12 protein-coding genes are annotated in these 15,266 nt (G+C 56.7%); 9 read left to right on the top strand and 3 right to left on the bottom strand.

Annotation, left to right across the window (positions count from 1 at the left end; genetic code table 11):
- The first annotated feature begins 250 nt into the window (after positions 1 to 250).
- Positions 251 to 1,651: a selenium-binding protein SBP56-related protein gene (locus B0B09_RS07095; RefSeq protein ID WP_076658990.1), complete on the top strand. Its 1,401-nt coding sequence runs from the start codon at positions 251 to 253 to the stop codon at positions 1,649 to 1,651.
- 12 nt (positions 1,652 to 1,663) lie between these two features.
- On the top strand, positions 1,664 to 2,323 hold the full coding sequence (locus tag B0B09_RS07100) for a hypothetical protein (RefSeq protein WP_207552136.1): 660 nt from the start codon (positions 1,664 to 1,666) through the stop codon (positions 2,321 to 2,323).
- A gap of 50 nt (positions 2,324 to 2,373) precedes the next feature.
- Here the strand turns inward: B0B09_RS07100 and B0B09_RS07105 are convergent, their stop codons facing one another.
- A complete protein-coding gene (locus tag B0B09_RS07105) occupies positions 2,374 to 3,441 on the bottom strand; it encodes a tartrate dehydrogenase (RefSeq protein ID WP_076658992.1) in 1,068 nt (355 codons plus the stop codon).
- A 541-nt stretch (positions 3,442 to 3,982) separates the two neighbouring features.
- On the opposite strand from B0B09_RS07105, the gene B0B09_RS07110 reads away from it, so the two are divergent.
- The 4 genes from B0B09_RS07110 to B0B09_RS07130 all read left to right on the top strand — a co-directional run bounded on the left by B0B09_RS07110 (position 3,983) and on the right by B0B09_RS07130 (position 9,479).
- Positions 3,983 to 4,702 (top strand): SGNH/GDSL hydrolase family protein, encoded by a 720-nt coding sequence (locus tag B0B09_RS07110; RefSeq protein ID WP_076658993.1) that lies wholly within the window; start codon positions 3,983 to 3,985, stop codon positions 4,700 to 4,702.
- A gap of 103 nt (positions 4,703 to 4,805) precedes the next feature.
- On the top strand, positions 4,806 to 5,765 hold the full coding sequence (locus tag B0B09_RS07115; RefSeq protein WP_076658994.1) for a DUF808 domain-containing protein: 960 nt from the start codon (positions 4,806 to 4,808) through the stop codon (positions 5,763 to 5,765).
- Between the two features lie 113 nt (positions 5,766 to 5,878).
- Positions 5,879 to 7,195 (top strand): 3-deoxy-D-manno-octulosonic acid transferase, encoded by a 1,317-nt coding sequence (locus B0B09_RS07120; protein WP_076658995.1) that lies wholly within the window; start codon positions 5,879 to 5,881, stop codon positions 7,193 to 7,195.
- Positions 7,196 to 7,880: 685 nt separating this feature from the next.
- Positions 7,881 to 9,479, top strand: coding sequence for a phosphate ABC transporter substrate-binding/OmpA family protein (locus B0B09_RS07130; protein ID WP_055296487.1), 1,599 nt, complete (start codon positions 7,881 to 7,883; stop codon positions 9,477 to 9,479).
- A 155-nt stretch (positions 9,480 to 9,634) separates the two neighbouring features.
- On the opposite strand, the gene proB is transcribed toward B0B09_RS07130, so the two are convergent.
- The gene (proB, locus tag B0B09_RS07135) at positions 9,635 to 10,795 is read right to left on the bottom strand and encodes a glutamate 5-kinase (protein ID WP_055296485.1); all 1,161 of its coding nucleotides are present in this window, start codon (positions 10,793 to 10,795) and stop codon (positions 9,635 to 9,637) included.
- A 273-nt stretch (positions 10,796 to 11,068) separates the two neighbouring features.
- Between proB and B0B09_RS07140 the strand changes: the two genes are divergently transcribed.
- The 3 genes from B0B09_RS07140 to B0B09_RS07150 all read left to right on the top strand — a co-directional run bounded on the left by B0B09_RS07140 (position 11,069) and on the right by B0B09_RS07150 (position 13,810).
- A complete protein-coding gene (locus tag B0B09_RS07140) occupies positions 11,069 to 11,848 on the top strand; it encodes a pyrroline-5-carboxylate reductase family protein (protein ID WP_076658997.1) in 780 nt (259 codons plus the stop codon).
- A 17-nt stretch (positions 11,849 to 11,865) separates the two neighbouring features.
- Positions 11,866 to 13,146 carry a glutamate-5-semialdehyde dehydrogenase gene (locus B0B09_RS07145; RefSeq protein WP_076658998.1) on the top strand — a complete coding sequence of 427 codons (1,281 nt, stop codon included), beginning with the start codon at positions 11,866 to 11,868 and terminating at the stop codon, positions 13,144 to 13,146.
- Positions 13,147 to 13,261: 115 nt separating this feature from the next.
- On the top strand, positions 13,262 to 13,810 hold the full coding sequence (locus B0B09_RS07150; protein WP_076658999.1) for a YaeQ family protein: 549 nt from the start codon (positions 13,262 to 13,264) through the stop codon (positions 13,808 to 13,810).
- 22 nt (positions 13,811 to 13,832) lie between these two features.
- Here the strand turns inward: B0B09_RS07150 and B0B09_RS07155 are convergent, their stop codons facing one another.
- Entirely contained in the window at positions 13,833 to 15,206 is a 1,374-nt protein-coding gene (locus tag B0B09_RS07155; RefSeq protein WP_076659000.1) for an aspartate aminotransferase family protein, read from the bottom strand.
- Positions 15,207 to 15,266: the final 60 nt, after the last annotated feature.

A 15,266-nucleotide genomic window follows, 5' to 3' on the forward strand; every position in this document is an offset into this window, starting at 1 on the left:
AGTTAGGCATCTATTGCACCGCGGAATTGAGGTCAAGATGTGCAGGTCTCGTGCGCTCGGAATTTCCGGACCAAACCCAACAATCGACGGATTGCGGCATTTTGCGCCCCCGACCGCACCAACAATATGACTCGGCGTTAAGGCAACTCTGGTGTTAGCGTCTGGAGAGTTGCAGTCGCTCTGCGCGCCGCCACGCTTTACAACCGAAAGAGGAATACGAAGACATTCATTTCAAACTGGGAGGAACGACATGAATCTGAGACCTGACCCGACATTCCACGCGTCACCCAAACTGGCGATGGAAGCGCCGATCGAGAATTATGCTTTTACCGTCATGCTCAGCCCTGATGGATCGCAGTCTGACGGTATCGCCGTCATCGACCTTAAACCGGGTTCGGATACCTATGGCCAGATTGTCCATCAGGTGATTGTTCCCAACAAGGGCGACGAGTTTCACCACTTTGGCTGGAACGCCTGTTCGTCCTCGCTCTCGCCACTGTCAGGACACGCGTTTCTCGAGCGCCGGTACCTCATCGTCCCGGGTATCCGCTCTTCGCGGATTTATGTGATCGATGTCAAAGATCCCCTCAAGGCCCATATCCACAAGACGATTGAGCCTGAAGAACTTTTTGCCAAGACCGGCTATTCGCGCCCCCATACAATCCATTGCGGACCGGAAGGCATCTATGTGTCCTGCCTTGGCGGCGCAGGCAAAGACGGCACCGACGGACCGCCGGGCATCTTTATCATGGACTGCGAAACCTTTGACATCATCGGCCAATACGAGATGGATCGCGGCAAGCAGGACAAGCACTATGATTTTTGGTGGAACCTGCCGCAGGACTATATGGTCAGTTCGGAATGGGGCCTGCCGCCACAGTTCGAGAACGGCATCGTACCCGAGGATCTTTTATCCAACAAATACGGCCACTCGATCCACTTCTGGGACCTGCGGGCGCGCAAAAATATCCAGACAATCGACTTTGGTGAAAACTACCAGATGGCTCTGGAAATCCGGCCGGCGCATGACCCGACCAAATCTTATGGCTTTTGCGGCGTTGTCGTTGATACCACCAACCTTCAAGGCGCCATCTTTACGTGGTGGCGCGACGAGGATGGCATCTGGCAGGCCAAGAAGACGATCACGATTGACCCTCGCCCCGAAGATCCGGCCAACCTGCCGCCCCTTTTGCAGGGCTTTGGTGCCGTACCGCCGCTGGTGACCGACATCGACCTGAGCCTTGATGACAAGTATCTCTATGTTGCCTGTTGGGGCATGGGCGAGATGCACCAATATGACGTCTCGGACCCCATGAACCCCGTCTTGGCGGGCAAGGTCGAACTGGGCGGGATCGCCAAGGGTCACAAGCACCCCAACGGCAAAGGCTTTGCTTACGGTCCGCAGATGGTCGAGATCAGCCGGGACGGCAAACGCGTCTATTGGACAAACTCGCTTTATTCGACATGGGACGATCAGTTCTATCCGGACGATGAAGGCGGGCAGATGGTTATGGCCGACGTGGGCGAAAACGGTGGTCTGAAGTTGAACAAGGATTTCTACATCGATTTCCCCAAGGGCCTGCGCGCGCACCAGATACGGCTTGAGGGCGGAGACTGCTCGACAGATAGTTTCTGCTATCCTTCCGTCTAAGTGCTGGGTGAAATGACATCGGTGGCGGCCCTTTGGGGGGCCGTCATTGTTTCTGGTCTATACCACGGGATCAATCCCGGAATGGGTTGGCCACTGGCGGTCTCTGCCGCCCTGATGGAGCGCCGGCACAAGGCCATGCCAAAGGCGCTGGCGATGCTTGCCTTGGGTCATTTTCTGGCGATGATCGGCATTTTGCTGCCTTTTTCCGTGATGATCGCCTTGATCCAGTGGGAAGTCGAAATTCGCATTGGCGCCGGTCTGCTGGTGATCGCAATGGGGTGTTACCTGCTGATCAATCGCAGACATCCGAAGATTCTGGCGCGGGTGCATCCCGCGCGGCTTGCGCTTTGGTCATTCCTTGCTGCGATGGCACATGGTGCGGGGCTGATGCTTGTGCCGATCTATCTGGGCATTTGTGCGGTCGGTCAGGAAGAAACAGGGCACTTGGCCGCGCAAAGCCTGATGGGCGACAACATTATGACGGCCTTTGCTGTTGCGGCCGTTCACACATTGTCCATGACGCTCGCGGGCGGGCTGATCGCCGTGGTGATCTATGTCTGGCTTGGCCTGAAGTTCCTGTCGCGGACATGGTTCAATCTGGATGTGGTCTGGGCGCTCAGTCTGGTTCTGGTCGGTGCGTTCGGCATTTACGCCGCCAAGCTGGGCCACTGAGCCAGCCGCACAAAGCCCTGCGGCACAGGGCTTTGTGCATTAGGCGCGTATCAGACAGCCGCCGCGATGGCCTTGCCACATGTCACTGTATCTGCTGTACCGCCGAGGTCACCGGTGCGCAAAGCCGGATCTGTCAGAACGGTTTCAATGGCTGCCATGATGCCCTGTGCAGCCTCCGGATGCCCCAGATGTTCCAGCATCATCGCACCTGACCAGATCTGACCGATCGGGTTCGCGATGCCCTTGCCCGCGATATCGGGGGCAGAGCCATGCACAGGCTCAAACAAGGATGGGAACTTGTGCTCGGGGTTGATGTTGCCCGATGGCGCAATGCCGATGGTACCGGTGCAGGCCGGCCCCAGATCGGACAGAATATCACCGAACAGGTTCGACCCTACGACCACATCAAAGCGGTCGGGATGCAGCACAAACATCGCCGCGAGAATATCAATGTGGTACTTATCAACCGTGACATCGGGATAGGATTTCTGCATCTCCAGAACACGTTCGTCCCAATAGGGCATCGTGATCGAAATTCCGTTCGATTTGGTCGCAGAGGTCAGCTTGCCACCACGCTTGCGCGCAAGATCGAAAGCATAGCGCAAAATCCGGTCCACACCCACGCGTGACATGACGGTTTCCTGCATCACGATCTCGCGGTCGGTGCCGGGGTACATGCGCCCGCCGATGGATGAATATTCGCCTTCGGTGTTTTCCCGCACGATCATCATGTCGATATCACCCGGTCCGCGCCCCGCCAAAGGAGACGTGACGCCCGGCATAAGCTTGGCAGGCCGCAGGCTCACGTATTGGTCGAACTCACGGCGGAACTGCAAAAGCGACCCCCAGAGCGAGACGTGATCCGGCACCGTATCCGGCCAGCCCACAGCACCGAAGAAAATCGCGTCATGGCCGCCAATCTGATCTTTCCAGTCATCCGGCATCATCTGGCCATGCTTCTGGTAGTAGTCGCAGGATGCGAAATCGAATGTATCAAAGTTGAAATCGAGACCGTATTTCACGGCCGCTGCGTTCAGGACACGGATACCTTCAGGGACTACTTCCTTGCCGATCCCGTCACCGGGAATAACCGCAATGTTCATCTTGTTCGTGGCCATGATCGTGTCCTTTTACATTGTGATGGACAGGCGAGAAGGAGCGCCATAGGGCCTGTGGTAAGGCCCTCAAACTGGTGCGGTCTTGGCCTTGTGACGCATGTCCATGCAGTGATTGCGAAATGAAAGCGAGATGATGGTGTAATTCACCAAGCCGTCAGGAAATGCAATCCACAGCTAGCAGACCAAAACCAAGCCGTTTGCGCAGCCTTCTCGCTCAGAGGGACTGCCGCACGAAATCTGCAATGTCCCGTGCAGGCCCGCGCGCCGGACAAACGCGCGCCTTCGCGGCCTTTGGCATAATCACGGTGCACGCACCCGGATTTGACAATGATCAATCGCTGCGCGGCCAACGGCCCTAATTTTGTCGCTGGGCATCACTGCGTATACACCGCAGCCCTTTGAAAATGCCGGATATGACCTAATTAGAGAAATAGTGATAACAATTTTGCTTTCGCGTCACAGGCGCATTGATGGAGGATAAGCTGCACAAGGGGCATCTCCATCGCACATTTGACGCGGAACCTCTCGTTTGGAGGCTGAGATGTTGGACCTTGCTGCGCGTACTCTTTTGTTTCCTGTCCTTGTTGTCCAAGGCGCCCTGGTGCGCCGGTCGGCCCTGCATCTGGATGATCCGTCCGGACGGCGCCATGGTGTGAGCGGACAGGGACCTGACCTGCGTCTTTTGATCATCGGTGACAGTTCTGCGGTCGGCGTCGGGACATCGCATCAGGAAGAGGCCCTTTTGGGTCATATGCGCAAACGGCTGTCCCAGACCAACACGGTCTATTGGTCGGTCGATGCCAAGACAGGCGCGACAACGGCCGAAACGATCGCGCGGCTACAGCAGCATGCGCCTGAGAAATTTGATGTGGTGTCGGTATCACTGGGCGTGAATGACATTACCTCACGCGTGCCTCTTGCCAAATGGCTACGAAGTGTTTCAACTCTGCTCGATCTGATCGAAGACAGGTTTGAGGCCGATGTGATCTGCGTGTCGGGGATTCCGCCGATCCGGTATTTTCCTTTGCTGCCACAACCGCTGCGCTGGGTCTTGGGCGCACAAGCCACACGCTTTGATCAGGCGCTGCGCGCGCTTGTCGCTGACCGGTCCGGATGCCGGTTTGTCGAAATGGATTTTGAACCCGACGTGACAAAAATGAGCCCTGACGGCTTTCACCCTGGGCCAAAGATCTATTCTGAATGGGGCCGAAAGGTCTATCGCGCGATCCGTCGCGATATCCGGCAGCTGCATAAGACCTGAAGCTGACTTGGCTTGAACTCTAGCTGCCGCTGAGACATCATGAATGCTCCGGCCGGTGTTGTACGCCGCCATCAAGTAATTTGCAGAACCAAGGCGATTTTTCATGAGCGGACTACTGGCCCTACTTGACGATGTCGCAGCGATTGCCAAACTCGCTGCCGCGCAACTTGACGACATCGCAGCACAAGCCAGCAAAGCCGGTGTAAAAGCCGCAGGTGTTGTCATTGATGATGCCGCCGTGACACCAAAATATGTTACCGGCCTTCCTGCGGCCCGCGAATTGCCGATCGTTTGGAAAATCGCGCGTGCGTCTTTCTTCAACAAGCTCGTCATCCTGCTTCCGGCAGCACTTCTGTTGCAGGCCTTTGCACCGTGGCTCCTGACCCCGCTCTTGATGCTCGGCGGTGCGTATTTATGTTTTGAAGGGGCCGAGAAAGTCTGGCACCTCTTCGCGCCGCACAAAGAGCACGGCCCCCAGCAGGCAAAGACGCTTGATGCGGCGCATCTGGAAGAGCAGCGCGTTAAAGGGGCCATCAAGACAGACTTTATCCTCTCTGCCGAAATCATGACGATTTCACTTTCGCAGATCGACACTGATAGCTTTTGGATTCAGGCGGCCGCACTGGCAGCGGTCGCGATTGGTATCACGGCACTTGTCTATGGCGCGGTGGCGCTGCTGGTCAAAGCAGATGACTTCGGGATGTTGCTAAGTGCGCGGGGTCGGCTTTCCCTGACGCGGGCGGTTGGACGCGGGATCGTGAAATCAATGCCTGCGACCATGATCGTGATCGCAACCATCGGTACTGTCGCGATGCTCTGGGTGGGGGGCAGCATCCTGGTGCACGGGATCCGCGATCTTGGCTGGGCTGTGCCCTATGACATGATCAAACATGCCGCACAGGTAGTGGCTGATGGTGCCGGTACAGCACAAGGCTTCCTGCGGTGGTTTGTGACTGCAGGCCTTGACGGGATCATCGGGCTGGCGGCCGGGTTTGTACTTATTCCGATTGTCCTGAAAGCGGTAGTGCCGACAGTGACATGGCTCTTTCCCGAAAAAGCCTGATGTGATGAAAACCGTGCAGCACCCGCGCGATTTTGGGTTGCTGGCGGCGCGTTGATCAGCTTATTCCCAAGGTTAACCTCGTATTTGGCGTGACATGGGAAGCCCTGGAATAGATGAAACTCACGCTTTTTATGGTCTTCTATCGTCTGCTGTGGGCCCTGCTTTTGCCGCTTGTCCTGCTTTATCTGTGGCGCAGGGGGCGGCGGGATCCTGATTACACCGCGCACCTGGCCGAGCGCTTCGGGTTCTACAGTACCCCTTTGCCGCAACAGGCCATCTGGTTGCACGCCGTCAGCATCGGTGAGACGCGCTCGGCCATCGCGCTGATCCGGCGCATCCTTGCACGCGGGGACAAAGTGGTCCTGACGCACTTTACCCCCGCAGGCCGCCGCGACTCGACCCGCCAGTTCGCAGCCGAGATCGCCTCGGGGCAGCTGGCCGTTGTTTGGGCCCCTTTCGACATGCTGTGGTGTTACCGGCGTTTCTTTGGCGCGTGTCAGCCACAGATCGGCTTGCCCCTTGAGGTCGAGGTCTGGCCCGCCATGATCTATGCCTCCCGTGCCGCCGGTGTGCCGCTTTATATGTGTAACGCACAATATGCCCCCGGCCCCTTCGCGCGTGACCGCAAATGGCTGCGGTTCCGGCGATGGTGTATCGCCGCCTTTGCCGGTGCTTTTGTAAAGTCCCAAGGTCAGGCAGAGCGGTTTGCCTTGGTGGGCCTGAAGAATGTGAAGGTCACGGGCGAATTGCGTTTTGATCAGCCGGTCCCGCCGGCGCTGATAGCCGCAGCGCAAGAGTTGCGCCCTGCCCTTGCGCCAGAGCGCGAGATTGTCACGATTGCCAGCGGGGTTGAACGCGAAGAGGATCTTTATGTCGCGGTGCTGTCACAGCGCATTGCAACCTACCGCGCCACAGGCAAAGCGGCACCGTTTTTCATCTATGTGCCACGCGCGCCCGAAAGGTTTGATGCGGTCGCGGCCAAATTGCAGAACGCAGGACTGTCGGTGTGCAAGCGTAGCGATGTGCTTGATGAAACACTCAAGCCGCTCACCACGATTGGCGATCACGACGTTTTGCTTGGCGATAGTCTGGGAGAGATGTTCTTTTACCTGTCTCTCGCTGACCGCGTGATCGTTGGTGGCGGCTTCACACCGCGCGGGGCGCATAATATTATCGAGCCGCTGTTGCTGAAAAAGCCGGTCCTGACAGGTCCTTGGGTCTGGCCGATCGAATTCCCCTTTACCGAAGCCGCAGCGGCGGGGGTTGCGATGAGCGTAACCGATCAGGACGCACTCCTGGATGCGCTGAATGCACCGCTTGTGCATCAAACCGGACAGATTGACGCTTTCCTTGCCCAGCATATCGGCGCAAGCGAACGCACTTTGCGCGAAATTGATGCGGTCATCGGTAAAACACCCAGGACTTCATAGCGTGGTTGCATGGCCACAACGCATGGCGGAGCCAACAATCTGACAGCAGATTCAGCTTTGAACTGCTGGCAATTGTGACATGCCCTGTCCTGAACCGCCCAAAAAATGAGATTTTGAGGCGTCCAGAGCCTCATCACGACCCCAATTCCTTGCAAAAACGAACAAGTCTGGTCCTGCGGACGCGCAAAAAGACCGCCAATCTGGGCGTTGATGCAGTCAAACAACACACGTTTCAGGGTCAGATGACCCTACGTTAGCGGTAACACGCAGCACCTACCCGAATGCATCTGTCCCATCTCTTGCGCCACCATCGTGGGCGAACGGCACCTGCACAGCGGCATGTATAAACCGTTGTTAAAGCGGTCCATTTTTTGGATCGTCTTAACCTGCACCCCAAAACGCCAGCCTTACGAGATGCCGAAACCAAGGGCGTTTGCCACTTCCAAGGATCAACCACACCTGCCCCTGAAACGCACCTCAACCACAGCAAACACAACGAAGTGCAGGTGATAGAGGCTCAAAAAAACTAACAAAGAAACAAGATTTGGACACAAATTGATCCAAATCAGCTGTTTGTTTCGACATCAGATGAAGGACACGAGAAGGGTGCGCCCATCCATCACAGTGGCTTTGGCTTTTTGTTTGGTCTGAGCCGGGGCAAGAGATTTAAAGAGGAGAATCAGCATTGGCTTACGATCTCAAGAACCAACTTAAGACCTCGGCGGCAGCTGTCGCTTTGGTATCGGGACTTATGTTCCCCGTCGCAGGTGCGGCAGACCAGATCAGCCTGAAGTCAACAGACGGCACGATTGATCTGGTTGGTGAATTCGTAGAATTTGCCAACGACACATACATTATCCGGACATCGCTTGGTGACCTGCGCATTTCTGCGCGCAGCGTGGTTTGTGAAGGCGCAGCCTGTCCGTCATTTGAAGACATCACCGCTGACGTCGCGATTGTCGGCTCTGACTCGGTCGGTCTTGGTATGATGCCATTGCTGATGACCGGTTTTGCTGCATCCCTTGATGCAGAAGCCGAGATCACCAACCCCTCTGCTGGTGAATCGCTGGCGTCACTGATTGATGACGGTGGTTTTGGTGACGAGATCGGGACATTCCTTGTGTCGTCCACCAATGACAACAACGCGTTTGAATCCCTGCTTGATCGTAGCGCGATGATCGGCATGACATCCCGCCGGATCACACAAGACGAAGCGCGCGCACTGCGTGCAGACGGTGCTGGCAGCATGGTAAGCCCCGAGCAAGAGCGCATCATCGCGGTGGACAGCATGGTTATCGCGACACACGCATCCAACCCGGTTGAGACGCTGACACAGGCGCAGCTTCAGGGCATTTTCTCGGGTCAGATCACAAACTGGTCCCAGGTTGGTGGTCCGAACAAGCGCATCACAGTGATCGCACAGGACGAAGACTCTGCCAGCCATGACTACTTCATGTCATACCTGTTTGGTGAAGAGCGTCCTGACTTCAGCCCACAGGCGATTTCACCTGACGACCAGACCGTTTCCAACGTTCTGTTCCACGACACGAATGCCATCGGCTATCTTGGCTATGCGTTCCAGCGTGGCGCCAAGCCGGTGACGCTGGTCAACGAATGCGGCATTGCAAACACGCCGGATGCGTTCTCGGCGAAAACCGAAGAATACGAGCTTGGCCGTCGTATGTATCTGTATAACCGTGCAGACAATCTTGATACGAAAGCGCAACAGTTTCTCGATTTCGCAATCTCGAGCGAGGCCGACAGCGTTATCGGTAAATCAGGCTTTATCGACCTGGGCATCCTGCGCCGCAGCCAAGCGGAAGGCGATGCACGCCGTGCCGCACTGAACACCGAAATTGCCCGCTATGATGTTGGCTTTGAAGGTGAAGTCATGGGCGACATGCTTGCGCAGATGGACAACTACGACCGTCTTTCCACAACATTCCGCTTCCGCACGGGTTCATCCCGTATCGATGAACGCGGTCGTTTGGACATGCAGCGTTTGATCGATTATCTTGAGGATGCTCCTGAAGGCACAGAACTGACATTTGTCGGCTTTACCGATGACGTTGGTGCCTTTGAAGGCAACCGCCAACTTGCGATCCAGCGCGCAGAAGCCGTGCTGGAAGAAGTTCGCGCTGTTGCTGATGACCGCCTGAACAACGTCACAATGAAAACCCTTGGCTATGGTGAGATTGCACCATCGGCTTGTAACGTGACCGAGCGTGGCCGTGCGATCAACCGCCGTGTTGAAGTATGGGTCTCCAAGACACAAGAGAGCTAAAACCTGCGCAGCGATACGGGCAACGATTGCCCGTATCCTTGCATCGGAAAAACAAAACGGGCCCTTTGGGGCCCGTTTTTTTGTGGTGAACTTTCCAATGCGCCGGAAACGACGATCAGTGCCACTCACCTGCAGCGGGGCAAGAAATCTGTGGTCTATGCAGGAATGACAAGCTTTAGGTCATCTTCTGGCGCATCAAGCGGCAGATGGTTCTCTTCAAGAACCAGCAAATTCTCGATGCCGATCACATCGCTCTTGGTTTTATAGCCGATCAGGTCTTCGACATTCATATCGAGGTGCCGCGCCATCAGCATCGTTTCTTCCGAGGAAAAGTTGGTCAGCCCGCGCGCTACCTCGGCGCCCTCCTCGTCATAGACATGCAACACATCACCCTTTGTGAAATCACCTTGAATCGAGATCACATCATGCCGCCCGACGCCGCAGTCCCCTGCAACAAGAGCGGCAGCAACGGCGTTTGGCACCACCAAGGTGCCCGAGACCTGCAATCTATTGCTGAGCCAGACCATAAGCGGCGACGCTGTCTTGCCCGTGACAAGGCAGCGGGTGAACCGACGCTCGTTTTCAAGAACCGATGAAATTGGGCGCTCAATGATACCCTCGGCGATAATGGTCTCGACACCCGCGTTCTGCGCCATGTTTGCCGCTTGCATCTTCGTCAACATACCGCCGCTGCCCAGCGCGCTGATGGCAGTGGTAGACTCCAGATGTTCGCTGACGTCGTTAATTTCGGCGATGAACTTGGCATTTGGTTCGGACGGGTCACGATCATAGAGGCCCTCAACGCTGGTCAGAATGACCAAGAGATCTGCATCCACCATCTGCGCCACTTTGGCGGACAGGCGGTCGTTGTCGCCCACACGCAGGTCACGGGTTGCGACAGAATCGTTCTCGTTGATGATGGGCAGAATGTCGTTTTCGAACAACCGTAGCATCGTGTTTTTGATGTTCAGAAACCGGCGTCGATCTTCCATGTCATCGACTGTCACAAGCATCTGTGCGACGTCCATATTATGCTCTGAAGCGATCTGTCGGTAGGCATTCATCAACAGCGGCTGACCACAGGCAGCGGCCGCCTGCTTGTCCAAAATGCCCGCATCTTCGGGGCGTTTTCCGACCATGTTCAGGCCCAAAGCAACCGATCCGGAAGAGGTCAGGATGACATCATGTCCCTCTTTTTTCAGCGCGGCCAAATCGCTGAGCAGGCCATTGATAAAGGCATAGCGCAGGGTCAGGTTTTCGTCATTCGCAAGCAGACTTGAACCGATTTTGACGACAATCTTTTTCTTCTTTGGCATGGAAGCCTCCGGTAAATTATTGTTTTTAATGAATGAAAAGCTATCGGTTTGCGTCACACGACGCAGCCCTGTAGCACTGCTCATTCAATGATTCGCCGACGTATAACATGTACTGCGCCCCTGAACGCAAACAGGTCGCCGCATAGAGCTGCCGATACGCAGGCCTGTACCGAACCGGTGATTGACAAAAAATAGTCCGGCTGATGCGCGATGCGATGCTGCAGAGCAGCAACCAAGAAGTGCGTCCCGTCAGCTCGGAAGAAGGAGACGAAAATGAACATACTTTTGATTGGCTGCGGAAAGATGGGCGGTGCGATGCTGCGGCAGTGGACAAACCACGGCGGGAACAGTTTTACGGTCGCCGATCCTGCGGCAAGTGACCTTCCCGACGGTGTGGCGCATGTGTCAAAAGCGACAGATTTGCCTTCACAGGAATTCGACGTGGTTTTGATCGCAATCAAGCCACAGATGATTGCAGATGTGCTGCCCGCCTACACACATGCGCTCAAAGACGGCGGCATCTTTGTCTCGATTGCGGCGGGCACCAGTGTTGCGTCTTTGGAAAAGGTCGTGGGTGACGCGGCGATTGCGCGGGTCATGCCGAATATGGCCGCACTTGTCGGCATGGGCGTATCGGGGCTTTACGCCAACGGCCGCTGCACTCCCCAGCAGACACGCGACATCGTGGCACTTATTGACCAGACCGGCACGTGCATTGCCGTTGAAAGCGAAGACGAGATCGACCGCCTGACCGCTGTCAGCGGCAGCGGGCCGGGCTATGTCTTCGAGATATTGCGCAACTATGTCGCCGCCGCCGAGACGCTTGGTTTTGACCATGAGACAGCGCGCACGCTGGTATTTGATACCGTCACCGGTACGGTCGAAGCCGCGCGCCAGTCTGAGTTGAATTTGGAGGAACTGCGCAATTCTGTGACCAGCAAGAACGGCACAACGCAGGCCGGGCTGGGTGCATTGATGCAGGACGGGACGCTGGACACCCTGCTCCACGGCACGTTGCAAGCGGCCTACGCCCGCGCAGAGGAACTAAGATAGGACGGAAAGGGAACACAATGAACGATATGAGCACCGAACCGAAAGGGTCCGACATCGCCACCATCGTGGCCGATCTTGGCCAGCGCGCCAAAGCAGCCGCCCGCGATCTGTCCATGGCCACCACTGCGCAACGCAATCTGGCACTGACCGAGGCGGCCAAGGCCCTGCGCGCGAAGACCGCCGATATTCTGGCCGCGAATGATAAAGACCTTGAGAGCATCCGCGACAGTGGCAAGGATGCCGCGTTCATCGACCGGCTGAAACTAACCGATGACCGCGTGGCCGCCATGGGAGATGCGCTCGATGCGATTGCGGCACAGGATGATCCGCTTGGCCGCACACTGGCCACCTTCGACCGTCCGAACGGCCTTAGGATCGAGCGCATCAGCGTGCCAATCGGCGTGATCGCCATGATCTATGAATCGCGCCCGAATGTGGGGTCCGACGCTGGTGCACTATGCATCAAATCCGGCAATGCGGTTATTCTGCGTGGCGGTTCAGAAAGCCTCCATTCTTCGCGCGTGATCGTCGCGTGTCTGGCGCAGGGCCTTGCCGCTGCGGGCCTGCCCGAAGATGCCGTGCAACTGGTCGACACCCGCGACCGCGAAGCGGTGAAGGCGCTGCTGCACAGCACAGACACGGTTGATCTGGTTATTCCGCGCGGCGGGCGCGGTCTTGTGTCCCTTGTGCAGCGCGAGGCACGCGTGCCGACGCTGCTACACCTTGATGGCAACAACCATACCTATGTGCATGAAAGTGCCGATATCGAAAAAGCCATCGGCATCATCCAGAACGCCAAAATGCGCAGAACAGGTATCTGTGGCGCGACCGAATGCGTTGTCGTCGACGCCAAGATCGCTTCACAGGTCCTGCCCTTGATGGCCGTGGCTTTGAACGATTGCGAATTGCGTGGCGATGACGCGGCACGGGCGATCCTGCCGGACATGGTGCCCGCAACGGATGACGATTGGCACACGGAATACCTAAGCAATATCCTGTCCGTGAAAATTGTGGATGATGCCGATGCGGCCATCGCATTCGTTCAGGCCCACTCCTCGGGCCACACCGATGCAATCGTCGCCGAGGACGCGCAAGCCGCGAAACGCTTTATGACGGCGATCGACTCAGCGGTAGTCATGCACAACGCCTCGACCCAGTTTTCGGACGGCGGTGAGTTTGGCATGGGTGCAGAGATCGGGATCGCCACCGGCAAGATGCATGCGCGCGGCCCCGTCGGTGCAGAGCAGCTGACCAGTTTCAAATACTTCGTTCATGGTGACGGGCAGCAAAGGCCCTGAGGCCAGCAAGAAGCGCCAAATGATTGCGGGGCCCCTATCACGGGGGCCCTTATCTGCTTTCACAAAGCCGCCATAGGCATTAGGCAGGCCTATCTTCGCTATTCCGGGGCATACCATGGCGCAAAAATCCACGATCTATAAAGTCGAGCTTTCTGTCTCCGATATGGATCGTCACTACTACGAGACCCATAAACTTACCGTTGCCAAACATCCCTCAGAGACGGACGAGCGGATGATGATCCGTCTTGTGGCCTTTGCGCTGAATGCCGGTGAACATCTAGAAATGACCAAGGGCATTTCCACCGATGATGAACCCGATATCTGGCAGAAGAGCCTGAGCGGCGAATTGGAGTTGTGGGTCGCGCTCGGCCTACCCTCTGAAAAGATCATCCGGCAATCCTGCGGCAAAGCCAAAGCCGTGCGCATCTACGCCTACGGCGGCAAACCAGCCGAGATGTGGTGGGAGAAGGTCAAGAACAGCACCACCCGCTTTGATAACCTGCAAGTGATGAATTTCGTGGAAGAAGAGACCAAGGCGCTTGGCGAACTGGCCAATCGCGCGATGAGAATTCAGGTGAATATTCAGGACGAGGAGGTGATGGTCAGCGTGGATGATACCATCGTCTATGTGACCCCACAGGAATGGAAGCGCGCCCAAGACTGAATCGGCGCGCCACCAGAGAATATTATCCCAAAACCGTGGTGACCGCCTGCACAGTTGCCGCAACCACCTGATCGGCTTCGTCATGGGTCAGACAGAACGGGGGTGCAAAACCCAGAATATCGCCCTGGGGCATCGCACGGGCAATCACACTGTTCTGCTCCAGCAGCTTGGCTGCAATTTGTGGGCCGATTTTGTCGCCCGCGTCATAGAACGTCCGGCTGTCTTTATCGGCCACGAACTCGACCGCGCAGATCATGCCTGTGCCGCGCACGTCGCCCACATGGGGATGATCGGCGAGTGCGGCGCGCATCTGATCATTCAGGTAGTTGCCGACAGTCCCCGCGTTCTCGACCAGCCCCAACGTGTCGATCAGCGCCAGATTGGCGACACCCGCGGCCGCACCGATCGGATGCGCCGAATAAGTCCAGCCGTGGCCGATGGGCCCGTTCTCGTCCGTGCCTCTTTCAAGCACAGACCACATCTTGTCAGAGACAATAGAGCCCGACAGCGGCGCGTAAGCGGATGTCAGCCCTTTTGCGATCGTGATCAAATCGGGGCGCATCCCATAGTGATCAGACCCGAACATCGTGCCAAGGCGCCCGAAACCGGTGACCACTTCGTCTGCGACCAGCAAAATATCATGGCGGTCCAGAACGGCCTGAATGGCTGGCCAATAGCCTTCGGGGGGCGGCACAATCCCGCCTGTGCCAAGCACAGGTTCACCGATAAAGGCCGCGATTGTGTCAGCCCCTTCGCGGTCAATCATCGCCTCCAGTTCGGACACACAATGCGCCACAAACGCGGCCTCGCTTTGTGCCTGATCCGCGCGGCGGAAATAGTATGGTGCCTCTGTGTGAATGACCTGCGCCAGTGGCAGATCAAACTTTTTGTGGAACAGCTCCAACCCCGTCAGCGATCCGGTCATCAGGCCAGACCCGTGATACCCCCGCCAGCGCGAAATGATCTTCTTCTTTTCGGGACGGCCCAGAATGTTGTTGTAGTACCAGATCAGTTTGATGTTGGTCTCATTCGCATCCGACCCCGACAGACCGAAATAGACCTTGGACATATGATCCGGCGCACGGTCCAGCACCATCTTTGCAAGGGTGATTGACGCTTCGGTGCCATGCCCCACATAGGCGTGGTAATACGCCAGTTCCTTGGCCTGTTCCGCAATAGCCTCGGCAATCTCAGGCCGCCCGTAGCCGACGTTCACGCAGTAAAGGCCGGCAAATGCATCCAGCATGCGATTGCCGTCGCGGTCCTCGATGTAACAGCCCGAACCACCCGTAATCACCCGGTGCGGCAGGTTTCCGCGCGCAAATTCGGCTAGGTGGGTGGAGGGATGAAAGAAGTTCTCACGGTCCCATTGTTGCAGCTGATCATTATGTAGCATGACTTATCCCTTCGCGTGGCGGCGCGCCGCCTCATGATTATTGAAAGGAGCCTGTGTGCA

Origin of the sequence: Yoonia rosea (assembly GCF_900156505.1) — a bacterium.
In the GTDB taxonomy this organism is placed as follows: domain Bacteria; phylum Pseudomonadota; class Alphaproteobacteria; order Rhodobacterales; family Rhodobacteraceae; genus Yoonia; species Yoonia rosea.

What these genes read in the sequence shown, in the direction of transcription:
- B0B09_RS07095 (WP_076658990.1), top strand. Translation starts at nt 251, where the DNA reads ATGAATCTGAGACCTGACCCGACATTCCACGCGTCACCCAAACTGGCG.
- B0B09_RS07100 (WP_207552136.1), top strand. Translation starts at nt 1,664, where the DNA reads ATGACATCGGTGGCGGCCCTTTGGGGGGCCGTCATTGTTTCTGGTCTA.
- B0B09_RS07105 (WP_076658992.1), bottom strand. Translation starts at nt 3,441, where the DNA reads ATGGCCACGAACAAGATGAACATTGCGGTTATTCCCGGTGACGGGATC.
- B0B09_RS07110 (WP_076658993.1), top strand. Translation starts at nt 3,983, where the DNA reads ATGTTGGACCTTGCTGCGCGTACTCTTTTGTTTCCTGTCCTTGTTGTC.
- B0B09_RS07115 (WP_076658994.1), top strand. Translation starts at nt 4,806, where the DNA reads ATGAGCGGACTACTGGCCCTACTTGACGATGTCGCAGCGATTGCCAAA.
- B0B09_RS07120 (WP_076658995.1), top strand. Translation starts at nt 5,879, where the DNA reads ATGAAACTCACGCTTTTTATGGTCTTCTATCGTCTGCTGTGGGCCCTG.
- proB (WP_055296485.1), bottom strand. Translation starts at nt 10,795, where the DNA reads ATGCCAAAGAAGAAAAAGATTGTCGTCAAAATCGGTTCAAGTCTGCTT.
- B0B09_RS07140 (WP_076658997.1), top strand. Translation starts at nt 11,069, where the DNA reads ATGAACATACTTTTGATTGGCTGCGGAAAGATGGGCGGTGCGATGCTG.
- B0B09_RS07145 (WP_076658998.1), top strand. Translation starts at nt 11,866, where the DNA reads ATGAACGATATGAGCACCGAACCGAAAGGGTCCGACATCGCCACCATC.
- B0B09_RS07150 (WP_076658999.1), top strand. Translation starts at nt 13,262, where the DNA reads ATGGCGCAAAAATCCACGATCTATAAAGTCGAGCTTTCTGTCTCCGAT.
- B0B09_RS07155 (WP_076659000.1), bottom strand. Translation starts at nt 15,206, where the DNA reads ATGCTACATAATGATCAGCTGCAACAATGGGACCGTGAGAACTTCTTT.